The organism is Streptomyces sp. NPDC091682, from assembly GCF_044756625.1.
Taxonomy (GTDB): domain Bacteria; phylum Actinomycetota; class Actinomycetes; order Streptomycetales; family Streptomycetaceae; genus Streptomyces.
On record NZ_JBIVTH010000008.1, the window covers coordinates 11,784 to 35,008 of the forward strand.

The 23,225-nt window shown below is 69.4% G+C and carries 20 protein-coding genes and 2 pseudogenes; 5 read left to right on the forward strand and 17 right to left on the reverse strand.

Annotated elements, in window-relative coordinates; genetic code table 11:
• Positions 1 to 248 precede the first annotated feature (248 nt).
• From ACIQK6_RS19500 to ACIQK6_RS19530, 7 genes are all read right to left on the reverse strand, one after another.
• The gene (locus tag ACIQK6_RS19500) at positions 249 to 1,139 is read right to left on the reverse strand and encodes an ABC transporter permease (protein ID WP_329094955.1); all 891 of its coding nucleotides are present in this window, start codon (positions 1,137 to 1,139) and stop codon (positions 249 to 251) included.
• A complete protein-coding gene (locus tag ACIQK6_RS19505; RefSeq protein ID WP_329094957.1) occupies positions 1,136 to 2,248 on the reverse strand; it encodes an ATP-binding cassette domain-containing protein in 1,113 nt (370 codons plus the stop codon). Before ACIQK6_RS19505 ends, ACIQK6_RS19500 begins: the two co-directional genes overlap by 4 nt.
• Before the next feature lie 107 nt (positions 2,249 to 2,355).
• Entirely contained in the window at positions 2,356 to 2,514 is a 159-nt protein-coding gene (locus tag ACIQK6_RS19510) for a VenA family class IV lanthipeptide (RefSeq protein WP_329094959.1), read from the reverse strand.
• A gap of 44 nt (positions 2,515 to 2,558) precedes the next feature.
• Positions 2,559 to 5,237 (reverse strand): class IV lanthionine synthetase LanL, encoded by a 2,679-nt coding sequence (lanL, locus tag ACIQK6_RS19515; protein WP_329094961.1) that lies wholly within the window; start codon positions 5,235 to 5,237, stop codon positions 2,559 to 2,561.
• 856 nt (positions 5,238 to 6,093) lie between these two features.
• On the reverse strand, positions 6,094 to 7,494 hold the full coding sequence (locus ACIQK6_RS19520) for an MFS transporter (protein WP_329094963.1): 1,401 nt from the start codon (positions 7,492 to 7,494) through the stop codon (positions 6,094 to 6,096).
• Between the two features lie 299 nt (positions 7,495 to 7,793).
• Entirely contained in the window at positions 7,794 to 8,669 is an 876-nt protein-coding gene (locus tag ACIQK6_RS19525; RefSeq protein WP_402695153.1) for an alpha/beta fold hydrolase, read from the reverse strand.
• Between the two features lie 121 nt (positions 8,670 to 8,790).
• On the reverse strand, positions 8,791 to 9,576 hold the full coding sequence (locus tag ACIQK6_RS19530; protein WP_329094966.1) for a class I SAM-dependent methyltransferase: 786 nt from the start codon (positions 9,574 to 9,576) through the stop codon (positions 8,791 to 8,793).
• Between the two features lie 365 nt (positions 9,577 to 9,941).
• Here ACIQK6_RS19530 and ACIQK6_RS19535 point away from each other — a divergent pair, with 365 nt between their 5' ends.
• Positions 9,942 to 10,388: a hypothetical protein gene (locus tag ACIQK6_RS19535; RefSeq protein WP_402695154.1), complete on the forward strand. Its 447-nt coding sequence runs from the start codon at positions 9,942 to 9,944 to the stop codon at positions 10,386 to 10,388.
• A gap of 117 nt (positions 10,389 to 10,505) precedes the next feature.
• Here the strand turns inward: ACIQK6_RS19535 and ACIQK6_RS19540 are convergent, their stop codons facing one another.
• On the reverse strand, positions 10,506 to 11,210 hold the full coding sequence (locus ACIQK6_RS19540; protein ID WP_402695155.1) for a hypothetical protein: 705 nt from the start codon (positions 11,208 to 11,210) through the stop codon (positions 10,506 to 10,508).
• A gap of 36 nt (positions 11,211 to 11,246) precedes the next feature.
• A complete protein-coding gene (locus tag ACIQK6_RS19545; RefSeq protein WP_329094970.1) occupies positions 11,247 to 11,372 on the reverse strand; it encodes a hypothetical protein in 126 nt (41 codons plus the stop codon).
• A 257-nt stretch (positions 11,373 to 11,629) separates the two neighbouring features.
• Here ACIQK6_RS19545 and ACIQK6_RS19550 point away from each other — a divergent pair, with 257 nt between their 5' ends.
• The gene (locus tag ACIQK6_RS19550) at positions 11,630 to 12,355 is read left to right on the forward strand and encodes a hypothetical protein (protein WP_329094971.1); all 726 of its coding nucleotides are present in this window, start codon (positions 11,630 to 11,632) and stop codon (positions 12,353 to 12,355) included.
• A gap of 187 nt (positions 12,356 to 12,542) precedes the next feature.
• Here ACIQK6_RS19550 and ACIQK6_RS19555 read toward each other — a convergent pair whose 3' ends face one another.
• Positions 12,543 to 13,922, reverse strand: coding sequence for an AMP-binding protein (locus ACIQK6_RS19555; RefSeq protein ID WP_329094973.1), 1,380 nt, complete (start codon positions 13,920 to 13,922; stop codon positions 12,543 to 12,545).
• Between the two features lie 375 nt (positions 13,923 to 14,297).
• On the opposite strand from ACIQK6_RS19555, the gene ACIQK6_RS19560 reads away from it, so the two are divergent.
• Together ACIQK6_RS19560 and ACIQK6_RS19565 are read left to right on the forward strand one after the other, a co-directional pair.
• Entirely contained in the window at positions 14,298 to 14,795 is a 498-nt protein-coding gene (locus tag ACIQK6_RS19560) for an anthrone oxygenase family protein (RefSeq protein ID WP_329094974.1), read from the forward strand.
• 53 nt (positions 14,796 to 14,848) lie between these two features.
• A protein-coding gene (locus tag ACIQK6_RS19565; RefSeq protein WP_329107386.1) for an IS5 family transposase occupies positions 14,849 to 15,729 on the forward strand; the annotation gives its coding sequence in 2 pieces (ribosomal slippage) (positions 14,849 to 15,419 and positions 15,419 to 15,729; 882 coding nt in all).
• A 15-nt stretch (positions 15,730 to 15,744) separates the two neighbouring features.
• Here ACIQK6_RS19565 and ACIQK6_RS19570 read toward each other — a convergent pair.
• Positions 15,745 to 16,245 carry an SUKH-4 family immunity protein gene (locus ACIQK6_RS19570; RefSeq protein WP_329107388.1) on the reverse strand — a complete coding sequence of 167 codons (501 nt, stop codon included), beginning with the start codon at positions 16,243 to 16,245 and terminating at the stop codon, positions 15,745 to 15,747.
• Positions 16,246 to 16,695: 450 nt separating this feature from the next.
• Between ACIQK6_RS19570 and ACIQK6_RS19575 the strand changes: the two are divergent.
• A pseudogene (locus tag ACIQK6_RS19575) lies at positions 16,696 to 17,634 on the forward strand (IS110 family transposase); the annotation flags it as partial.
• Positions 17,635 to 17,964: 330 nt separating this feature from the next.
• On the opposite strand, the gene ACIQK6_RS19580 reads toward ACIQK6_RS19575, so the two are convergent.
• The 6 genes and pseudogenes from ACIQK6_RS19580 to ACIQK6_RS19605 all read right to left on the reverse strand — a co-directional run bounded on the left by ACIQK6_RS19580 (position 17,965) and on the right by ACIQK6_RS19605 (position 22,825).
• Positions 17,965 to 18,474: a GNAT family N-acetyltransferase gene (locus ACIQK6_RS19580; RefSeq protein WP_329094976.1), complete on the reverse strand. Its 510-nt coding sequence runs from the start codon at positions 18,472 to 18,474 to the stop codon at positions 17,965 to 17,967.
• A gap of 351 nt (positions 18,475 to 18,825) precedes the next feature.
• Positions 18,826 to 20,181, reverse strand: coding sequence for an NADP-specific glutamate dehydrogenase (gene gdhA, locus ACIQK6_RS19585; RefSeq protein ID WP_329094978.1), 1,356 nt, complete (start codon positions 20,179 to 20,181; stop codon positions 18,826 to 18,828).
• A 408-nt stretch (positions 20,182 to 20,589) separates the two neighbouring features.
• Positions 20,590 to 20,772, reverse strand: coding sequence for a hypothetical protein (locus ACIQK6_RS19590; RefSeq protein WP_329108298.1), 183 nt, complete (start codon positions 20,770 to 20,772; stop codon positions 20,590 to 20,592).
• A gap of 152 nt (positions 20,773 to 20,924) precedes the next feature.
• Positions 20,925 to 21,086 (reverse strand): annotated as a pseudogene (locus tag ACIQK6_RS19595) (flavodoxin); the annotation flags it as partial.
• 78 nt (positions 21,087 to 21,164) lie between these two features.
• Positions 21,165 to 21,587 (reverse strand): hypothetical protein, encoded by a 423-nt coding sequence (locus ACIQK6_RS19600; RefSeq protein ID WP_402695156.1) that lies wholly within the window; start codon positions 21,585 to 21,587, stop codon positions 21,165 to 21,167.
• 107 nt (positions 21,588 to 21,694) lie between these two features.
• A complete protein-coding gene (locus tag ACIQK6_RS19605; RefSeq protein ID WP_329094982.1) occupies positions 21,695 to 22,825 on the reverse strand; it encodes an FAD-dependent monooxygenase in 1,131 nt (376 codons plus the stop codon).
• Positions 22,826 to 23,225: the final 400 nt, after the last annotated feature.

Below are 23,225 nucleotides of genomic sequence, written 5' to 3' on the forward strand. Positions count from 1 at the left end.
CCGCGTCGAAGGGACACTGACAGGCGGGGAGTGAGGCAGTCCCTCTGCTGCTTCGACCGGCAGTCGGGGACGGTTTCGCCGGTGGGGCGGGGTGAACAGGCCGATGAGAGCGACGACTTCGGGGTGCGCGGCCGGTTCGGCCCGGGCGTCGGCGAGGCGGTTCAGGTAGCAGCCGATGGTCTCGCGCAGCACCGGGCGGGAAGGCGGCTCGGTGTCCCTGGGGGTCTGCTCAGTGGCGCGCCTGCGTGTCACTCGGGGCGGCTGAAACGGTGGGCGGCCCAGAGCAGGGCCGTGACGCCGCCGGCCACGAGGAGGCCGCCTTCGAGGAGTAGGGGAGGTTGCCAGCCGAACCACTCGATGCCCACGGTGGCTGCCTGGTCCGGTACCCGTAGCGCGATGCAGCGGCGCAGCAGGTCCACTCCGTAGGCCAGCGGGTTGGCGGCGGCCAGTACGTGGGCCCAGCCCGGCAGGTTTTGGATCGGGAAGAAGCCGCCGGAGAGGAACAGCAGCGGCATCATCACCAGGCCGAGCAGCATGTGGAAGACCTCGGGCCGGCCCAGGCTCACGGCGAGGGCGAGGGACAGGGCCGTGATGGTGAAGGAGGTCAGCATCATGCCGCCGAGGAGGAGCACCAGCAGGAGCGGGTCGTAGGGCAGGCCGACGGCGCCGGCCAGGCCGAGCAGGACGGCGCCCTGCACCGTGGAGACGATGGTGCCGCCGGCGCAGCATCCGAGGAGCAGGGTGGAGCGGCGGACCGGGGCCATCAGGAGTTCGCGCAGGTAGCCGCTCTGCCGGTCGGTGATCAGACGGATGCCGACCATGATGGCCGGCGTCTGTACCGTCATCATCAGCATGCCCGGGAAGAGGTAGGTCTGGTAGCCGACGCCCAGTGAGGAGTTCGGGATCAGGGCGGCCAGACCACCCCCCAGGACGAAGAGGTAGAGCACCGGCTGGATCAGCATCAGGGCGGTGTGCGTGGGCTGGGCGGACAGGCGCAGCAGATCGCGGTAGACCAGGCCGTGGATGGCGCGCAGTTCGTGGCGCAGGCGGGGCCCCGGCTCACGGCCGGTGCCGTCGTGGGCGCCGGGGGCATCCGGGGTACGGGAGGCGTCCGGGGCCGGGAGGGCGGGTGCGGTCATGGGGCCTCCTCGGGCGCTGCCGCGGTGCCGTCCGGGGCCGGGGCGGCCGGTGTGCGGTGCGGCCGGGGGGTGTGGATGCTGCGGCCGGTGTGGTGGAAGAAGACGTCGTCGAGCGTCGGTGCGGTAGCGGACGCGGCGTGCACCGCGATGCCGTGGGCTTCCAGTGCCGCGCACAGGCGGGGGATCCACGCACTGCCGTTGGGTAGCCGCAGGGACACCCCGTCGCTTTCCAGGGTGATGGCGAGGTCCGACGGAACGGTCCGGCCCACGACCTGTCGTGCTGCTGCGTCGTCGCTGGTGCGCAGCACCACCCGGTCGTCCCCGATCGCGGTCTTCAGCGCGAGGGGCGTGCCCTGGGCCACGATTCGGCCGTGGTCGATGATGCCGAGGCGATCGCAGTTCTCCGCCTCTTCCAGGTAGTGGGTGGTGACGAAGAGCGTGCTGCCGTGGTGGTCGCGCAAGTCGCGCAGGTGCTCCCAGACCTGGGCACGGGCGTGCGGGTCGAGTCCGGTGGTCGGCTCGTCGAGGAACAGGATCCGGGGTGCGTGCAGCAAGCCGCGGGCGAGCTCCAGTCGGCGGCGCATGCCTCCGGACAGGGTCCGTACCAGGGAACGCCGCCGGTCGGTGAGGCCGACCACTTCGAGCATCTCGGTGGTGCGTACGCGGGCGTGGCGGCGGCGCAGTCCGTAGAGGCGCGCGTGGATGTGCAGGTTCTGTTCGGCCGTCAGATCCGGGTCCAGGGCGCTGTGCTGGAAGAGCATTCCCACCAGTCTTCGTACCTGGTCCGGTCGGCTGAGCACGTCGACACCCGCCACCGTGGCCTGTCCGGCGGTGGGGCGGGCCAGGGCGCACAGCAGGGCGAGGGTGGTGGACTTCCCCGCTCCGTTGGGGCCGAGGAAGGCGAAGGTCTCTCCTTGGAGGACGTCCAGGTCCAGGCCGCGAACCGCATGGGTGGTGGTGCCGTCCGGGCGGGGGTAGCTCTTGACCAGGCCGCGCGTGCTGATGGCGTGGACCGGCTGGGCGGCGGACCGCGTGGCGTCCGGGTTCGTCGGGGCGGTGGTCACGAGGGTTGCCCGGGGGCGAGTGTCGTCACCGGCATGTGGCTGCATGGTCAGGTCCTCGTCGACGGGGTGTCCTTGCGCGGGCCTGCCGGCCGCACCGGTCGTGGCTCCGGCCGGTGGCTGCCTGGGGGACAGCCACCGGCCGGAGTGCTTGGTCAGCCGGCGCAGCTAATGCCGATACAGACGGTGTTGAGGAGCGTCAGCAGGCCGACGCACTCACAGGTCGCGGCGAACGGCGCTCCGTCGACGCCGACCGGGTCGGTCTCCGGAAGGGCGTGCAGGTGAGCCAGCAGTTCGAGTTCGCGGTTCTCCATGACTTTCTCCTTCTCTCTGAGGTTGCGACAGGGGTTCCCGTCGCTCAACCCGACTGCTGGATCATCCAGTGTCGGGAGTCTGTGTGGTGGGTCCGCAGGAGGAACGCCAGGATTCCTGCGGACCCGTCGCTCCAGCTCGTCGAGACGTCCCCGTACTCGTTGGGGAAGACGACGTGGCCGGCACGGTGGGCCCGTTCGGAGGCGATGAGGCGGGCCAGGTCCTGGGCCATCGCACGGTAGGCGGGGTCCCCGGTGGCGTCGGCCATGTCGAGGAGGAAGTCACCGTTGCCCGCCAGCCCGTGACACTGGGCGAGAGCGGCACGGGACGCACGCTCGACGACGGCGTGGGCGGCGCCGCGGGCGAGGTCGCCGAACCTCTTGTCCCCGGTCCGCTGCCAGAGACGGATGAGGAAGGAGCCGATGCCCGCCGAGCCGTGGCACCAGTACGGGGCCGTGGGTACGTTCGAGGTCTGGGCCGGCCACTGGGCGGCGTGGCCGACCGTCACGGCGTGGGCCACCAGGAGTTCGCCCGCCGCGACGGCCAGCTCCAGGTGTTCGGAGCGGCGGGAGACGGCCTCGGCGGCGAGGAGGAAGCAGCCGATGCCCGATGTTCCGTGCGCGAAGCCCAGATAGCGTTTGCCGGCCTCTTCGGAAACGGCTTCGGCGGGGACGGGCCAACTCGCGCCGGACGGTTCGGGCTGTGCGGCGGCAGCCAGCCGGTCGGCTGCGTCGACGACCAGTTCGGCCAGGCGCGGGTCACCGGTACGGTGCCACAGGTGGGCGGCGGCGAGGCCGCTGCCCGCGGAGCCGTGGGTGATGTCGTGGCTGGGTGTCGACTCCAGCGGGGCCAGGGCCAGGGCCATCGCGTGGCCGGTGAGGGCGTGGTCGTCGACGGCGCATCCGGCTTCGTACAGCGCCCAGGCGGTTCCGCGGCCTCCGAAGTGCAGCCCAGGGCGTATGGAGCGGGTGTCGGTCCGGGCGGCGATCCAGTGGCCGGCGGTGGAGATCACCTCGGGCAGCCGCGGGTCGCCGGTGAGCTCGAAGTACCGTGTCAGGACGGCCAGAACACCTGCTGCACCTTGCTGCACGGTGCAGGGGTCGGTCTCTCCGGCCAGGGTGGACACGGGCCACAGCCACTGGTCGTCGGCCGGGGTCATCGTATCGACGAGGTGGTTCACCATCCCGGTGACGGCGGCCTGCGTCGTGGGGTGCGGGTCGGCTGTCGGCAGCGGCCCCCCGGCGGGTCGCGTCGGCCGCGCCGGCTCCGCCCCGCGAAGTGCCTCGCGCGCCCGGGCAGGGTCCCAGCGCTCGTCGGGATCGTCCTTCATCAGGCCGCGGATCATCTCCGGCACGCCGTCCGGCAACCGCAGCGTTCCGGCGCAGGCGCTCAGCCACTCGGCGAACCGCTGCTCGGCGGGCCGGGTGGCCGGCTCCTCGGGCAGCAGGTTCGGTACCTTTCCGGCGAGGACGAAGCACACGGTGGCGCCGAGGCTGTAGTAGTCCGCGGTCGGGGACACGGGAGCACCCACCAGGCGCTCGGGGGCGCTGAAGCCGGGGGTCCCCACTTGGGTCGGGAGCGGGGCGTCGTCCTGGAGGACGGCGAGCTCGAGGTCGATGAGGCGCAGTTCTCCGTCGGGGCGGACCATGACGTTGCCGGGGGTGAAGTCCCTCAGTACGCAGCCGTGGGCGTGGGCCGCGGCGACCAGATCCACCAGACGTCCGATCTGGGCCAGCGCGTCCGCTCGGTAGCGTTCGCTTCCGACGTCGCGGAAGCGTTCGGCGACCCAGGTGCGCAGGGGCACGCCCGGTACTTCCTCCTGGGCGAGGAACAGGTGCCCGCCCGTTTCGAACATCGCGAGCGGTTCCGGCGCCAGTCCGGTGCCCTTGAGCTTCTCCAGCGTTCTGGCCTCGGCCCGCAGCCAGTCGCGGACGTCGGATCCGGATGCGTCGCCCTCGACGTGCGGCCGGGTCTCCTTGATCACCACGGGGGCGTCGGTGGTGACGTCCGTGCCCCGGTAGACGCCGCCCTTGTTGGTGTGGCGGATCGCTTCCCGTACCGAGAATCTACCGTTGAGCAGCACGGGGCCGCTCGCCTTCTTCTCCTGTTGCGGCGGAAGCGGTACCGAGGCGGGGAAGGGGCTGACCGCCCAGGAGGGCGGGGAGTACTGGCCGGTGCGCTTGTCTTCTACGGGATTGCCGTCGGGGTCTTCGATGCACCAGACCAGCAGGCCCTGTTCCGACAGCTGCCGGCGGCCGACGAAGGCGCCGTAGCGATAGTGCACGAGGCTGTACGGGGCGTACGGCTGGTCGGACAGGATCCGGGGGCCGGCGAGTCCGGCCGTGGCCCTGTGCAGCTCGAGGGCTATTCGGGCCGCGTCGTCGTCGGAAGCCGGGTAGACGGTGATGAACTTGCCCGAACTTCCCCGGGGCGTGGCACGGGAGTTGAGCGCGCTCACCTGCTCGAGGAAGCGGACGAACTTGAATCCCGACTCCTCGCGCAGCAGCACGTCGAGAGCCTTCGCGAGGACTTCCGGTGCGGAGGCGGCCGTCGCGGACACGTGCAGTTTCCAGCCCTGCCGGCGTCGTGCACCCGACTCCGACTCACGTGTGAGGCGGCACCACATATCGTCCGCGTTGATCGTCCAACGCGTGTCCGTGCCCGTGTCCTGTAGCGCCTGGCGGAGCTGAATTTCGAGGTCGACTTCGGTCGATTGGCTCGTCATGCGCGTCCCTCTCAACGGCGAGAACCGCTGGTCGAAATATGTCTTCGGCAGGAAGAAACGTACACCGCACCCTCGACGGAAGTTGCCTGGTTCCACGAGCGCATGGTGTTGTTGCGACGAATTTTGGTGCAGTCCGGCGCAATGTGAGGCGCGCAGCTATCAACGAGCCCGAAATGCTCTACACGTTCGACAGAATGGCTGGTTTCACCAGAGGGACAGTTGATTCGTTGCGAATCACGCAGGGCTTTCTGTATCGATTCAGGCGAACTGCAAGAACACTGACCCCACCTCCCCCAGCAGCCTCTTCACTTTCGACGACCGGTGGAGCTACGGCCACCATAGCCACTCGCGACCCCCCAATTTGGGTCGAACGAAAAATTGACCACGAGCCACTCCTGCGACCACGGCGAAAGCTACCGGCCCGAACTTCCGCCGTACAGCCTCCCCATCCACCACGCCGTGGAAAAGAGTTCGATTCCGCCATGATTCCAACCGACGAAGGGGTGCGATTCACCGCGTCAACACCTCCGCGATCAGCAACGTGAGCTGCATCGACTCGCAATATTTAATGCTCAACGATCTTTCGGAGGTCGCCGGATAATGACTCAATTGGCGAATATAGGCTTCCCGGGTTCACTGATGCATCCGGCGACCTCTGTTGTGGCCGATGCGGGCGGGGCATGCGGTGCCGGGCATGCCGGCCCGGGTCGAGCGCGTAGGGGCACCGGCGCACAACGGCGAACGCACGCCCGGTCGCGTGCGCCTGCGCGGCGGTGGGAGCGCGGCCACCGCGGGCCGGATCAGCGGGCCGGACCCCTCCGTGGGGTGCCCGTGCTTTCGCGCCCGGCCCGCCGCGTCAGACCCTGACCCGGCGCACGAGCACCGCCAGTGCCACCGCCCCGAGCAACGAGAGCAGGGCGGCGGCGCGAAGGACCGATTCGATGGCGGGGCCGTCGGAGGCCGCACTGCCTGCGGAACCGCTGACCACTTCCAGCACGGTGGAGGCCACGGCCACCGCCACGGCCCCGAGCAGCACCAGCGAGGTCAGGACGAGGCCGGAAGCGGCGGCGAGCCGGTTCGCGGGTACGTAGGATTGGGTGGCCACATTGGTCAGTGCCCAGCCGAGGCCCACGCCGAGGCCGACCACGGCGAAGATCGCAGTGTAGAGGGCGAGCGAGGTGGCCCAAGTGAGGGCGAGCAGGCTGACGCCGCAGAGCAACATCCCGGCGGCCATCAGCGCTTCGGGGCGCGCGTGTTGTGCGAGGTGCCCCGCCCCGTAGCTAGCGGACCCGGCTCCGACGGACAGGGAGAGGAAGACCAGTCCGGAGTCGAGCGGGGAGAGCCCGCGGGCTTGCTGGAGGTAGAGCGCGGACAGCACCGCGACCAGGCAGTAGACGATGTTGGACAGAGAGCCGGCCAGCGTGACGACGACGAACGGGCGGTTGCGCAGCAGCCCGAGGTCGAGGAGGGGTTCGGGGGTCCGCCGCTCCAGTCGTACGAACACGGCCAGGAGCGCGGCTCCGCCGACGAAGCAGGACAGGGTGGCGGGCGAACTCCAGCCCCAGTGCTGGCCCTGGTCCACCCCGATCATGACCGCGCTCAGCCCGGCCGCGAGCAAGATGACCCCGGGGAGGTCCAGGCCCCGGGCGGCCTCCTCGTCCCGGGTCTCGGGGACGTACCGCAGCATGAGTACGGTGGCGGCGACGCAGAAGGGCACGTTCAGCAGGAACACGGCACGCCAGCTGACGTGTTCGGCGAAGGCGCCGCCGATGAAGGGGCCCAGGGCGGTACCGATGGCGCTGAAGGCGAGGACGGTGGCGACGGCCCGGCCCTGGCGGGCGTCGCGGAAGTAGGCCGTGACCACCGCGACGGAGACGGGGAAGATCAGGGCGGCGGTGCATCCCTGGACGACCCGCCCTGCGGTGAGCCACGCGGTGTTCTGGGCGGCGGCGCACACGGCGGAAACGGCGCCGAAGCCGAGCAGCCCGGTAACGAGGACGCGGCGCCGGCCGAGCAGGTCGGCAGCCCGACCACCCGTGATCATGAGGGCGCCGAGCGCGAGCATGTAGCCGCTGACCAGCCACTGGAGGTCGGTGGTGGGGGTGTCGAAGTCGCGGGCGATGACGGGGAGCATGAGGTTGAGGGCGAACCAGTCCATCTGCACCAGCAGCATGGAAATGGCCGCTGCCGCGATCACCGCCCGGTCGCGCCGGGAAAAGAGCCCCCGGCCCGGATCCGCCTGTGCGGATGCACTCATGCCACCGCCCGTCTTCGATCTCTCCGACCATCGTGGCACCGGCCGGCGCGCCCGACGTGCTCGCAGGCCCGGGTAGCCGGTGCAGTACCCACGATCGGCCGCCGCGGCGGGCCCGCCGTGGGTGCGTTCGTCCACCTGGGCATGTCGTCGGGGCGGCCCGGTCGCCGGGCCGCCGGGCGCCGTGCCGCCGGGCCGCCGTGCGCCGTTGGTGTCCCCGAGCCCGCGGCGGCTTCCACTGACGCCGGACCCGGGCCGGGAAGGACCAGTGGCCGGTTCCGACGAGGAGACCCGCCTCCTGCTCAGCAGCAGAGTCCGGCCACCTGCTCCAGTTCGTCCGCCAGCAGCGCCGGATCGCGGGGGCCGATGTGCGGGGCGGCCAGGGACCGTACGCGGAATCGGTTGTCCGGGGTCGTCTCGTCAGCCTCCCTGATCATCAGGTCCTGGAGTGCCAGTGGGAGGGTACGGTCTTCGGTGAACCGCACGAACGTGCGCGGGATTCCGCCCCACTTGTGCACCAGACCGCGACCGTCGGCCACCCCGATCGCGGCCGATTCGTCCGGTTCGAGAATGTTGAGCATGGCCCTCACCTCGGCGTCGGAGTACTCGGCCGCCATCGCCTCCTTGGCAATCCGGAAGAAGGTCGGATCGCCGCTCCGCCAGTTGACCCGGGTGACCCCGAGCTCCGGAGGGGTCGGGACAGGGACCATCTTGAATATGTGGCTCGTGGCTGCTTCCGGCGTCGCCATCAGCTCGCTCACCGAGGCCCGCTTCGACGGGCACAGGGCGGAGACGTACACCAGGTGCGAGATGAGCTCGGGCACCAGGTCGGCCGCCGCGTTCACGGTGACACCGCCCAGACTCTGGCCGGCCAGGACCACCGGGCCGTTGCGGTGTGCCCGCCGCACCACCGCGGCCACATGTGCGGCGCAGTCGGCCAGGGTCGTCCCGGCGATCGGGGAGGGCTCCGTGCGCAGCCGCTCCAGGTCTTGCGGCGCCTGGTACGAGAGCGGGAGGTAGGCGCCGGGGCCGTGGCCGGGCAGGTCGACCGCGACCACCCGGTGCCCTCGCAGGCCCAGTTCGGCCGCTACGGGAGACCAGCCGTACGCATTGCTGCCCGATCCGTGGACCAGGACGAAAGTGACCGTCGAATCGGCCACACCCATCAAGTTACTCATGAGTACACCCTATGTCCACAGCCCCTCCGGGGACGATGCCCGTCCGCCACGCCTCCGCGACCAACTCCCCATGACGCGCCGCTACATCCTCTGGCGGAACAAGCACGCCCAGGACGAGCGCCTACGCAAGGTCGTGTACGGGTCGAACGTCGTCCGAGGCGGCCGCACCCCGACGGAACAACGCCGTCCACAGGAAGGTGACGCCGAACAGTGCTGACTCAGGGGGCTGCTCCCGCATGCGGCGCAGTTCCACCTCCACCAGGTCAGAGAAGATCCATCGCAGCGATCCGGGTGTGTAGGCGAGGCCGCCCCGCAACTCGCGTTCTCGGTAGAGGTCCGCGTCGGTCAGTTCCGTGCCCATCCCCGCCTCGCCGGCGGCGAAGCTGGTGAGCGCGAGATGGCCGCCAGGGGCGAGGACCCGGTCGAGGAGGGCCAGGTAGCTGACCCGGCGGTGCGGCGGCAGATGATGGAAGCACCCTGAGTCGACGACCAGGTCGTACGGGCCGCTCAACTCGGCAGCGGGGAGAGCGAAAGCGTCACCGCACAGGAAACGCACGTCGACTCCAGCCTCGTGAGCCCGGTCCTCACCCCAGGCGACAGCCACCGGGGAGAGATCGACGGCGTCCACCTCGAAGCCGTGCGAGGCGAGGTACAGGGCGTTGCGGCCGGGTCCGCATCCCAGGTCCAGGGCCCGGCCGGGAGCGATCAGGCCCTGGTCGAGGTAGGCGGCCAGATTCTCGTCCGGCTTCGCCGCGAAGAACGGGACCGGCCTCGACCGGTCGGCATAGAAGCGGTCCCAGAAGTCCTTGCCGTCACCCGTGGCCAAGCGGCCGGCCTCGGATTCAGCTGCGAAGAGCCCGTCCAGAAGCGCAAGGACGTCCTCGACGGTACGTACGGTCCGGTCCATCCGGCCCCCCCCTTTCCACCGATGTCGATCATCGGAGCGGGAATGGCAAATGACCAGCTCGGGCGGCGCGTGGAGAGGGCTGGAAACGGCTGTTGCGAGCCCCTGAGGTCACCGGCGAGCAACCCACTCCCGTCCCCGACTCGGCGTCCGCCCAGCCAGCTACCAAGGGCCGGAACGGGGCCGTCCAGGGCTGCGGCGGAGACACTATTCTGACGAGTTTTCCAGCGGTGCCACACGACCAACGCTGTCCGATGCGGCACTGATCCGTTCTTCCGATGGCAGGGTTGCTGCCAAAAATGGCCTGCTCCCTGGGGTGGCCCGACTACTGTCCGTCTGAGTGACGAGTGACAGGTGACAAGGGTCTGATGATGACGACAGCATGGGAGGAGGCGCTCGCCCGGCTGTGTGCCGTACACGTGCCGGAGCGGGATGACGCCGATCTTCCGGATGAGCTCTTCGACCGTGTGGACGATCTCATTGACGCCTACGGTGCCGACGACGTTGCCGGTATCGTCGCCGAGGCTGTGGAGGCCGGCCGGGCGACGCTGGAGCAGGCGATCGTGTTCCTGAACGTGGCAGCCTGGTCGGGTACGGACAACGGGGCCTCCATGACGCTCACTCTCGACGAGTGGGTGCGGAAGGCGGACGACACTCTTCGCCTGGGCATCGCACTGCACCACGAGTACTACCCCTTGAGTACAAGTACGGAGATGCTGGCAAAACTTACTGAGATCGCCCTGCGCTTCCCTGAGCACCGGGCGATCTGCGAGCGTCGCATCGCCGACCGTCCCGCGGACCAACCCCGCAGTTGACCCTCGGGGGTTCCTACCAGCACCGGGACCACTGAGTTGCGCATGACGTTGCGTCCAATGCCACCTGCAGCCTCGAGTGGCAACGAGGAGAACGGGTAGCCCGCCGCCCGGATCCGCTCAGGCCAGGACGTTCACGGCCCTGGCGACGACGAGTCCCAGGATCATGAGCGAAAGGACGGACTGGAGGGTCATGACGCTCTTGGCCCAGGGAGCGAGTGGCATGACGTCGGTCGGACTCAGCGCGGTGGAATTGGTGAACCCGAGGTAGAGGTAGTCGATGTAGTGGGGGCGCCAGTGCGGGGCGTTGAGTTCGGGGCTGAGCTGCTGGGGAAAGGCGAGCGCCGGAGTGCGGGGCATGTGGTGGGCCCGGGCGGCCGGCCCGCCGCTGTCGAGTTCGAAGTACAGCAGGGAGAAGGCGAGAACGGTCGAGGACCAGACGCTGCCGCCAGCCAGCAGGAGGGCATTGGCGGAGCTGGTCTCGTGCCCGCCGTGGATGAGATCGTCGATCAGCTGGACGGTCGACCAGATGGCGCTGCCCACGAGCACGACGACCAGGGCGATCGCCACTGAGCGCAGGACAGTGGAACGGCGGCTGATCCGACCGGGGTCTCCCGAGACCAGCGCCACCAGCAGGACGCCTTCGGCGAGCGGAAGCGCCCATCGGGGCCCAAGACGCAGGTCGTCGGGCAGGAGCAAGGTGAGCACGGCCGAAGCGATGACCGCTGCCGCCATCGGCCAGCGGCTCTCCGTGTGGACGGCGGACCGCGGATGCGGCTCGCTCGGGCTCCTACGGTCCGTGTCGGACGTGTTCTGTCCGGTCACGGCCGATCACCTCCCGGGACCGGTGCCGGTGGCAGCTCAGATCGCATGTGCCGTCAGGGTCGTACGGCGTCGGGCGTCGCGGATGGTGCCGGGCGCCCGTGACTTCGGGTTCATGCGCCGCTCCTCGCAGGTGAAGGCGTACGGGGCCGCAGCTGTGACCACCTCGACCACCTCGACGACCGCACCTGGGACGCACGCTCGGGATGACGCGGCGCTGGACCGTGGTTCCACCGTAGACCCGGGTGAACGCGGCCCGCGGCCGACACGCTCCGCATTCACGCGCCTGCCGAAGCGGCAACCCGACGGCGTACGGCAACGCGTCGGCAGATCGGTCGGGGCTTCGTCCGATACAGCGGAGCGGTTCGCCGCCATCATCTCCGTGCTGGTCAGCAGCTGCGCCTACGGGACATGATGGCCCCGTGACGAGCAACCCACCCACACCCCCGGCTCGGATCCCCGGCTATGACGGGGGTCCCTTCCACCACCAGCCCGGCCTTCTGGACGAGCACCTGTTCTGGGTGGGCCACCTGCACAACTACTACTCAGAGAGCGAGGGGGCCGAAGACCTCGTAGATGACACGGACGCACAAGACGCCGGCGATCTGCAGTCCCAACTGCTGGCAGGCGACACCTGGCCCGTCTTCACGGTGCCGCTCCACGGCGACCACCGCCTTTACGTGGTGTACCGCGCCTTCGATGGGGACGAGGGCATCGACTACCTCCTGCACCACCCGGACTGGGATGCGGCCGAGCGTCTGGCACAAGACGAAGGCCATTTCGTGGGCCCCGGGCTGTCCTGGGCTGAGCTGACCGCCGCCGCGGACAACCACCTGCCCGGCGGCAGCACCACTGACCCCCAGGCCCGGCTTCTGCTTCTACTGCCCGCGTTCGGCGACGACGACCTGCCGGACGGCGCCGTCGAGCGCCTGGCCGCGGCACTGCGCGCCCGCACTCGCGTCAAGGCACCTGAGCGGCTCGCCACGATGCTCCTTGAGGATCAAGGGCCTTGCGGCCCCGCGCGCTGGGCAACAGCCGAAGGCGACCACCAGATCAACGATGGTGGCTACTCGTTCCGCAACCCCACCAACCCTTTCGCCTGGTCGACCTCACGTCTGGCCCGGGTCAGTAGCGCACTGGCTCCCTGACAGCGGTCGAGGAGTGCAGAGAAGATCAACACGCGGTCGCGTCCCGTTGGCGGACCGGGCGCTGGTCGTCGCAGCGTACTGGCGCACGAACCGCGCGCCCCGTCACGCCAGCGAGGCGAGGCCGTCTCTCCAAGGGAACGGGCGTACCCGCCGGCCCGGACGGAACCGTCCACGCCCTGTGCGCACCTCAGTCCCGGCTCCGCTCCTCACCCTCCAGTAGGAGCCGCTTCTGCGGCTTCCCCATGGCGTTGCGCGGCACCGCCTCGATGAAACGGACCTCACGCGGACGCTTGTGGACCGACAGGCGCGCCGCGACGAAATCGGTGAGCTCACCGCCGCTGACGCCCTCGGCCACGACGAACGCCACGATCCGCTGGCCCAGATCGGCATCGGGGACACCCACCACCGCCGCCTCCCGCACTCGGGGATGGTCCAGGAGCGCGTTCTCCACCTCACCCGCCCCGATCCGGTACCCCCCGGACTTGATCATGTCGGTGGAGGCGCGCCCCACGATCCGGTGCACGCCCTCCCCGTCGACAGCCGCGATGTCACCCGTGCGGAACCATCCGTCCTCCGTGTACGCGGCCGTCGTCGCCTCCGGCCGGCCAAGATAGCCCGAGAACAGCGTCGGCCCCTTCACCTGGAGCTCACCGATGTCCGCCCCCGGCTCGGCCACGACCCGTGTGGCGACACCCTCCAGCGCGGTTCCGACCGTACCGGGAGCCGCCTCACCCCCCGCGCGCCCACTCACCGTGATCAGCGTCTCCGTCATCCCGTACCGTTCCACGACCTGGTGCCCCGTCAGCCGCTCCAGGTCGTGGAAGACCGGCGTCGGCAGCGCCGCGCTTCCAGACACCAGCAGCCGGGCCCCTGATAGTGCCGCGGCCGCCCCCGGCACCGCCGCGATCCGCGACCACACGGTCGGCACACCGAAGTACAGGCTCCCGCCCGCCGCCGCAGCCGCCGCGTACGCCTCCGGCGTCGGCCGGCCCGTATGTACAAGTCGGCTCCCCGTCCGGAGAGCCCCGAGCACACCCAGTACCAGCCCATGGACGTGGAACAACGGCAGCCCGTGCACCAGAACGTCCTGCGCACTCCATTCCCATGCCCCGGCCAGCGCGTCCAGGTCCGCGACGATCGCCCCCCTGCTCAGCACCACGCCCTTGGGCACACCCGTCGTGCCCGACGTGTACAGGATCAACGCCGGGTCCCCCTCCCCCGTCGCACCCGCCGGCGGTCGGAGAACGGGCGAGGGAGCACGGCGGGCGAAATCCACCTCCAGCAGCCGGGCACCCGAATCCCGCAGGATGTGACCGCGCTCCACCGGACCCGCGTCAGGCGGCACCGGCACACAGGGCACACCCGCCAACAGACCGCCCACCACCGCGGCGACCGTCTCCAACGAAGCAGTCGCGGTCACCGCGAACGCCGGAACCGGCCCCCACCCGGCAAGATCTGCGGCCACCGCCCCCGCAGCACCCAGAACGTCCTCATACGACGCGGCACGACCCGCGACCGAGACGGCATCCCCCCGGTCCCCGAAAACCCCGGTAAGAGCAGTCAGCACGACAACACCCCCCAAGAACAAGAACAACAACAGGAAGAAACAACCTCACCACACCACAGGGCCACACACACCACTCCCCCCTTATGATCAGCCGAACCCCGTACCACCGCACGGCACGACCCGGCACACCCCGCCCGGCACAACCGCCAGGCCCGGCACCGCACGGCCCTGCACAGCACGACCCGCCGGCCTTCGCACGGCCCTCCACGGCCTCGACGGTCGCCAGACACGGCCCAGCACCACCACGGGCCCGGTCGTGGCGCGGGCAACCGGCCGCCCCGGAACGACCCGGCACCGCACGGCCGCCCGCCCCGCAGGCCCGCACGGCCCGCACGGCTCCCGGGCACCGACCGGAACACCACGGAAAGGAACCTCGTGGAAACCGCACGAACCTTAGTCCTGATCGCCGCAACCATCACCGCCGGACTCATCAGCGGCCTCTTCTACGCATTCACCGTCGCCGTCATGCCCGGCCTCGCCCGCAGCACCGACAAGACCACCGTCGAAACCATGCAGAACATCAACAAGGCCATTCTCAACGGCTGGTTCATGCTCGCCTACCTCGGCGCACCCCTGTTCATCACCGCCGCCCTCGTCCTCCACGCCACCGACCCCGACACGCGAAACGCCGTACCCCCACTCGCCGCTGCGCTCGGCACCTGCCTCGCAGCCATGATCATCACCGCCCGCGTGAACATCCCCCTCAACAACGCCCTCGAAGAAGCCGGGCCCCCCGAACACCACACCGACCCCACCACCACCCACACCACCCGCACGACGTACGAAACCCCCTGGAACAGGGCCAACACCTGGCGCACCGTCCTGACCACCCTCACCCTCGCCCTCCTCGCCTACACCCTCGTCCTCGACTAGGCCGTGTCCGACGGTTCCTGTGACTCACCTTGCGCTGGATCGTTGCGGTCGGCGTGGGGCGAGGTGATCTTTCAGATGACGAGTGGATTCGACTGGAGCGGCATCTGCCGCGTAACCGCGGCCGGGGCGGGCGTTGGCAGTGCCACCGCCGGGTGATCAACGGGATTCACTTTCGGCAACGACCCGGCCTGCCCTGGAGGGATCTGCCGCCGCAGTTCGGCAAGTGGAAGACGATTCACGATCGTCATCGCAGATGGTCGGCGGACGGCACGTGGGAGAAGATCTTGCGGGCCGTCCAAGCCGACGCTGATGCGGAGGGCCGGATCGACTGGAGCATGGTGAGCGTCGACTCGACGTCCTGCCGAGCACACCAGCACGCAGCCGGTGCCCTCACCCGCGCGCCACGAATTCCGGGCCGGCGCAGCCGCCCAGCCCGACACCGTTCAGACGAGGGTCTGGGCCGCTCCCGGGGAGGGCTGAACTGCAAAATCCACCTGGCCAGCGAGGGCGGTCGTCGCCCGTTGGCCTTCATCATCACGCCCGGACAGTGGGGTAACGCCCCGCAGTTCATACCTGTGCTCGAACAAATCAAAGTCCCAAGGCCGGGTGGCGGACGCCCACGCACCGACCAGACCACGTTGGAGGCGACAAAGCGTATTCCTCGCGCCGAAACCGCCGGTACCTGCGGCGCCGGCAGATCAAGCACACGATCCCTGAGCCCAGGGACCAGCGAGCCAACCGCCAACGGCGGGGCAGCAAGGGCGGCCGGCCCACCGGCTTCGACACGACGGTCTACCGGCGCCGCAATGAGGTCGAGCGCACCATCAACCGGCTCAAGACGTTCCGCGCGGTCGCCACGCGCTACGACAAGAGGGCGTATGTCTTCCAAGGGACGGTCACGGTCGCGGCGATCCGATTGTGGCTCCGCCCGTGACTTCCATGTCCTCGACTATTGGTCTTCCGGGACCAGGACGCCGAGCTCGACTTCCTCGAAAACGCGTGACCACCAGGCTTCGTTGTCCTCGAACACCACCGGATCGCTCTGCCGGGCCCGCTCAAGCACGTCTTCGATGTAGTCCTCGTAGTCGTCGTCCACATCGCTCCGTCCCGACCAGGCGAACGCCTCCCAGACCTCCAGGACGTTCTGCAGACCAGCAACCGAGGAGTTGACCAGCCCGTACTGCTGGTCCCCATCGCTGTCATAGCCGCGGACCATCCAGACTTCGCCGCTGTCGATCAGCAGCCAGTAGGTGTTGACGCCGTCCTCGAACGCGCCGAGGAACGCAGCCCGACCCGGCGGAAGGTCACGCACCTCCAGCTCCCGACCGGAGTCCCGCACGAACATGCGGTTGCAGTCGGCCGGCAACCCTCGCTTGCCCAGCCCAAACACCGCCTCACGGCCCACACCCAGGCCCGCGAGAGCACTCGCGTCATATGGCAGCCACAGCACGCTCGGCAACCGGCACCCCCTACTCGATTCCAACCATCCGATCCTCTCAGACCACGTAGACGACCCATCGGCCAGGACCTAGACCGTTTCGTTCGAATCACCTCGCGGACCAGCTGAAGAGGGCAGCGAGGTAGATGGTGGCGGTCTTGTCGTAGCGGGTGGCCGGGCCGCGCCATTGCATGATCTTGCTGATGCAGCCATCGTCCCTTCAGTCGCGGGGAGGGGTCACCCGACTGCCTCGTGCTCGGTCCACCGCCGAACAGTCCGAGGGCATGCTGATGCGGCTCATTCTCGAGAGCTCCCTCTACCGCGCACCTGGTTCCGGACGATCCGCGCTGACCTTCCCCGACCCGGCCCCGGCAGTGTTGGAGGCGATGCTCGATGGGTGGGCCACTCAGCAAAGGGCGCGGTTCCTCAAGGCGCACACGATCCGGGCGAGGGTCGATGTGGCTGACGATGCGGCGGATCGCCGACCTCTACCCCGGTAAGGCCAAGACCGACGCGAAGGACGCGTTCATCATCGCGGACGCCGCCCGCACGATGCCCCACACGCTGCGGGCCATCGACGGCGAGGACGAGACCATCGCCGAACTGGAAATGATCGTCGGCTTCGACGACGACCTCGCCGGCGAGGCCACCCGGGTCGCCAACCGCCTGCACGGCCCTTTGACCCAGATCCACCCGTCACTGGAACGGGTCCTGGGGCCCCGGTTGCAACACCCGGCCGTCCTCACGCTGCTGGAGCGGTTCGGCTCCCCGGCCCAGATACGCAAGGCAGGCCGACGGCGGTTGATCACCCTGCTGAAGCCGAAGGCCCCGCGGATGGCCGAGCGGCTCGTCGAGGACATCTTCGCCGCATTGGACGAGCAGACCGTCACCGTTCCGGGGACCGAGGCGGCCGCACTGATCGTCCCAAGCCTAGCCGGATCCCTGACCGCAGCCCTTGACCAGCGCAAACTCCTGGACGGGCGGATTGAAGAACTCCTGGACGCCCACCCTCTTTCGGAGGTCCTGACGTCGATGCCGGGAATCGGCGTCAGGACCGGAGCCCGCATCTTGATCGAGGTCGGCGACGGCAGCACCTTCCCGACCGCCGGCCACCTCGCCGCCTACCCCGGGCTCGCCCCCGCGACCCGCAGCTCAGGCTCATCGATCCGCGGCGAACAACCCTCCAGACGAGGAAACAAGCAGCTCAAACGGGCCTTCTTCCTCTCCGCGTTCGCGGCCCTGGCCAACCCCGCATCGCGGACCTACTACGACAGGAAGATCGCCCAGGGCAAGCACCACACCCAAGCCCTGCTCTGCCTCGCACGACGCCGCGCCGACGTCCTCTTCGCCATGCTCCGCGACGGAACCTTCTACGAACCCCGGCCAGCCTCAGCCGGCTGATCCTCAGCGGCCTCGCCGCACACAGGGCAGTCCCGCTCATCGACCGAGTCCATCACGACCGGATGACCGCAAAAGTCGCACGGCCGCCTGCTCTCGCCCGCCGACTCTCGAACAGGCACGTCATCACTCATGACAGCCACACTGCCACCCGACCACCTTGACCAAAGACATAGGGGCCCCCGAGAACGTGGGCTGCATCGAGGCACAGCGCGACGCGGTCCTCGCTGCCTACCGCTCGCTCCTTGATCGTCAGGACTGGCGCGAACCGGCCCGCGTCGGTCTTGCCGCGCAGGACAACCGGCGGCAATGGCTCGCGGGTTCGGGGTCAGGTCAAGTCAGGTCCGTCCTCGGGTCCACGGACCAGTGGTTGGTCTTGAAGATCCGCCCGGCGAAGGTCACGTCGGTCTCGGAGACGAAGCGGAAGCCGACCGAGCGGCAGATGCCGTTCGAAGCGGCGTTGCTCGTCGCCGGGAAGGCGTGCACGACTCCCCAGCGGTTCTCGTCCCGGGCTTGGCCCAAGAGAGCACGGACGGCGCGCTTGCCCAGCCCTTGTCCTTGGAAAGGGGGCAACACCATCCAGCCGATCTCGGAGATCGGGCCGTCATCGGTGTGGTGGGACCAGAGGGTGACCGTCCCCGCCACCACCTCGGGGGCGGCAGGGTCGGGGACGATCATCTTGAACCAAGCAAGGTCCGCGGCTGCCTGCTCGGCATCCCGGCGCACCTTGGCCACCATCTCCTCACGCGGCTGGGGGCCGCCGAGGTCAGCCATCATGTCGGGATCGCACCGCATCCGGACATAGGCATCGACATCGTCCGGCGATACGTTGCGCAACTGCACCGGCTCCTCCTCGTGTTCGTCAAGGATCCTTGCACAGCATCGATCACGCACAACGGGAACGCCCGTGCTGCCGCGGCGAGGGTCAGCTCGATCCATGAGACCGGCGCCCACCCCCACCTCGCACGAACAGACAGTGGCCCGGTCCGCGAGCCGGGGCATGTGCACGTACGGATGCGGAGGGCGGAGCCGGCCGGGTCTGCTGCCGGATCGTCTCCGTGGCCTCGAGCTCTTCGTCCGACCACCAGCAGCCCGCACCACCGGCGGGTCGGGTGAGCCCCCTCTGCGTCCTCGCGAACCTCCGCGAATGCAGCTGGCCCGCCCGACCCGGCCGAGTGCAGCGTGATCGTCGGATCAGATGACGCCCTGCGCCAGCATCGCGTCCGCGACCCGCTCGAAGCCGGCGATGTTCGCACCGGTGACGTAGTCGCCCGGGGCTCCGTACCGCTCCGCGGTCTCGTGCGCGACGGCGTGGATCGAGCGCATGATGGCGGCGAGCTCGTCTTCCACCCGCTGCCCGCTCCAGGCCACCCGGCCGGCGTTCTGGCTCATCTCCAGGGCGCTGACCGCTACCCCGCCCGCGTTGGCGGCCTTGCCGGGCCCGAACGCGACGCCAGCTTCCTGCAGGATCCGTACGGCCTCGGGCGTGGTCGGCATGTTGGCGCCCTCGGAGACCGCCTTGACCCCGCCCGCGACGAGGCTACGGGCGCCCTGCGCGTCCAGTTCGTTCTGCGTGGCAGAAGGGAAGGCGATGTCCGCCGGCACCTCCCAGACACTCCCACCAGGGACGAACCGCGCCGAGGAGCCGCGTCGCGCCGCGTACTCGCTCACGCGCCCGCGCTCGACCTCCTTGACCTGCTTGAGCAGTGCGAGATCGATGCCCTTGTCGTCGACGACGTAGCCCTGGGAGTCCGAGCAGGTCGTCGGGTTCGCGCCGAGCTGCTGGAGCTTCTCGATCGTGTACAGCGCGACGTTGCCGGAGCCGGAGACCACCGCTGAAAGTCCGGCCAGCGACTCGCCCCGGACCTTCAGCATCTCGGCGGCGAACAGCACGCTGCCGTAGCCGGTCGCCTGCGGCCGGATCGCGGAGCCGCCCCAGCCCTGCCCCTTGCCGGTCAGGACGCCGGCCTCCCAGCGGTTGGTGATGCGCCGGTACTGGCCGAAGAGGTAGCCGATCTCGCGGCCGCCGACACCGATGTCGCCGGCGGGCACGTCGGTGTGTTCTCCGATGTGCCGGTGGAGCTCGGTCATGAAGGACTGGCAGAACCGCATGACCTCGGCGTCCGACCGGCCGTGCGGGTCGAAGTCGCTGCCGCCCTTGCCGCCGCCGATTCCGAGGCCGGTCAGGGCGTTCTTGAAGATCTGCTCGAAGCCGAGGAACTTCACCACGCCGATGTCCACCGAGGGATGGAAGCGCAAGCCCCCCTTGTACGGGCCGAGCGCACTGTTGAACTCGACGCGGTAACCGCGGTTGACGTGGACCCGGCCCCGGTCGTCCTGCCACGGGACACGGAAGACGATCTGCCGCTCGGGCTCGGTGAGTCGCTCCACCAGGGCCACGGCCGGGTCGGCGTACTCGGGCCGGGCGGTGAAGACGGGGGCCAGGGTCTCGAGGACCTCCCGTACCGCCTGGTGGAACTCGGGCTGTGCGGGATTGCGGCGCTCGATCTCGGCCCGCAGTGCTTCCAGCCTGTCCTTCGAGTCCTTCACGTGTGTCCCTCCAGGGAGTGCGCGGTGCGCAGACGTCGGCAGGTCCATGGTGTCCGCGGGGGTGCGGATACCGGTTGATTTCGGGCTCGGCGCGCTCCAAATACTCCCTTTCGGAAAAGTTTTTCCGGAGCGTGCCCCTCTTGCGGAGGCTACCCCGCACGGCGCTGCTCTGGTGAAGGCTTCTGCCCCGCGGACAAAAACCTGCCGTACGCCGGTGCGTGCCGACTGCCCCGAGCAGCAGACATTTCTGCGAATCCCACGCACCACGGGCCTCCGCCGCCGCTACCAGCGGCAACCCTCATCATTCGATCGCCAGCGCGCGCCTGCGCCCCCGCGCACCACAGGGATGGAAGGAGACCGGGCCGGGCCTCTGGTGCCGTCCGGAGGTGAACCGGTGAGGGCTGACGGTCAGGTTGCGGTTGCGGAGCCCTTCCCGAGTCGTCGGGCGAACGTCCGGGCGGCGATCAGGTCGTTCTCGTCGGGACGCTGTTTGTTGATTCCGCCGACCAGCCGGAACGGCATCCACGTGTCGAGCGCGCGGCAGGTGAAGGTGTCCACCACCTCGAAGCCCCTGCCTTCGAGCAGGCGCACGAGCGGACGGGTGAACGGTGCGAACGCCAACTCCGGCAGGCCACTCGTGGCGAAGACGAAAGCCCGCCCCGTCGACGCCTCCGACGCCGTGGCACGGCCCGGACGAACCCGAGCAGGTCCCGGTGCATCCGCTGCGTGAAGACGCCGGAGCCGAAGCCCACGAGGTCGTATCCCGGCAGGTTCGAAACCTCCACTTCATCGGGTGCGACCACCCGGGCATCGAGCACTTCGGCCATCGCTTGCGCCACGCGCCGGGTGTTGCCGTGGGATACCGACGTGCATACGAGCAGAGTCTTCATCAGCGTTCCCTTCATCTGTTGCCTCCCCACAGAAACCGAAGGGTCATGCCGAATGTGACAACGCCGTCCGGGAAGAAGGGCCGGTGCGGAGCGCTATCGTGCCTCGCTCGTAGGCGTGCGCAAGCCTGCGAGGATGTGGTGCGCGTACTCATCCTCAGGCGCCAGGAGCTCAACCGCTCGACAGGCTTCCTGTGGTCGACCTGCCCCGTGCAGCCACCTCACCAGGTGATACAAGGCTCCGCGGTCGCCATCACCAGCGCGGTTGCGCAGCTCGGTCTCCATTCCGCGCTCGTAAAGCGCTCTGTTGAGTCTCCGACATGCGTGGACGTCGGAGACCGCGAGTTCGGTGAGTTGGTCGAACCGCTCTGCACGGACGAGTAGATCCATGTGCCACAGGTGATTGTCGTGCGCGGAGTAGTCGGCGGAGAAGCACTCGGCACGAGCGCTCACCAGCGAGATGGCCGTGCCCCAATCGCCTACCTGTTCTGCTGCCTGCGCCTGCTTGTACCACTGCATAGGGCAAGTGTCGCGCGACTCGTCCGCCACCGGCCACCGGTTTCCGGCACCCCAGTGAGGCACCTGAGGAAGAGGTGCCGGCCACCGTCGTGATCTCGGCTAGCGGCTCATTCTCCCTTCTGGGTGATCATGTCGATCAGGCCGTGGGCCGTGTTGTCACCCGAGAAGATTTCGGAGAGTTCGACGCCTTCGAAAGTGACGGGGGCGGCGCTGCGGAGGAACATGGCCTGCTCGTACTCGGTGAGCGCGGCCTCGATGTCGTCGGGGTGTGCGGCTATTGCCTCGCCGAGTTCGGCGCCGTCGAGGAGGGCCAGGTTGGCGCCTTCGCCGTTCGGGGGCGCGAGGTGCGCCGCGTCACCGACCAGAGTCACTCCCGGTACCCGGTCCCACCGGTGCCCGGTCGGCAGGGCGTAGTGGGGGCGGAGGACCGGCGCCGTGTCGCCGTCGGTGATCAGGGCGGTGAGTTCCGGTGCCCAGCCGTCGAACTCGGCCGCGATCCGCGCGGTGGCGGCGGCGGCATCGGTGAAGTCGATGGCGGCGAACCAGTCCTGCGGCCTGGCCAGCGCCACGTAGGTGTGCAGGGTGTCGCCGCTTTCGCGGTGAGCGAAGATCTCCCTCCCCGGCGCGGGCGCGATCAGCATCCCGCCGCCCACCGCCTTCGCGGCGGCCGGGTGCCGGGTGTCGGCGTCGAACAGGTACGTCTCGACGAACGACGTGCCGGCGTACGCGGGTGTCGCGGTGGAGAGCAACGGCCGGATCCGTGACCACGCGCCGTCCGCACCGACCAGCAGGCTGGTGGAGACGGTGCCGCCGTCGGCGAACGTCACCTCGTAGCGGCCCTCGCCGAGAGCCCGGGTACTGCTGGCCTTGTTCCCCCACCGGACGGTGCCGGCCGGGAGCGAGTCGAGCAGGATCCGGCGCAGTTCGCTGCGCTGCACCTCGGGGCGTCCGCCGGTGCCGTCGTCGGCCTTGTCGAGCAGGACGTTCCCGTCCGGGTCGAGGACCCGCATCGCCTGGCGGCCCTCGAGGACGATGGCGTGGAACTCGTTCATCAGGCCGGCTGCTTTGATGGCGAGTTGCCCGTTGTAGTCGTGGATGTCGAGCATCCCGCCCTGGGTGCGCGCCGCCGGGGAGGGCTCCGCCTCGTGGACCGTGACCGGGATTCCGTGGACGTGGAGGACGCGGGCCAGCGCGAGTCCGCCGAGTCCCGCGCCGATGATCGTGACGGGCGTGTGCATGATGGCTCCTTCGGGATCGGGCCGCCCGGCGTGCTCCGGGCGGCCGTCCCTCGAAAGGTGCCGGGCCCCGCCAACGAACTGCCGACATGTGACCGACAGCCCCCGATAGACGGCCGACACCGCGGCTCCGCCGCACGATCTGACGCGGATGTTCCGCGGGGTCCGAGGTGGCCGCGTGCGGCACGAACGGTGGCCCCGGTCCGCACCGCCGCCCTAGGGGGCCCGACGGCGACCGCCGCGGCGGGCTGGGGGCCGACTCGGAGCAGCGACCCGGTTCGCCACTGCCGGGTGGTCAGGAGCGGGCACTCGGCCGAGCCACACGGGTTCGCCGCGTCGATACGACGCGACTGCGCAGACCATCCCTTATCTTGCATTTTGTCGGGCAGGCTGGTTCGCGTCA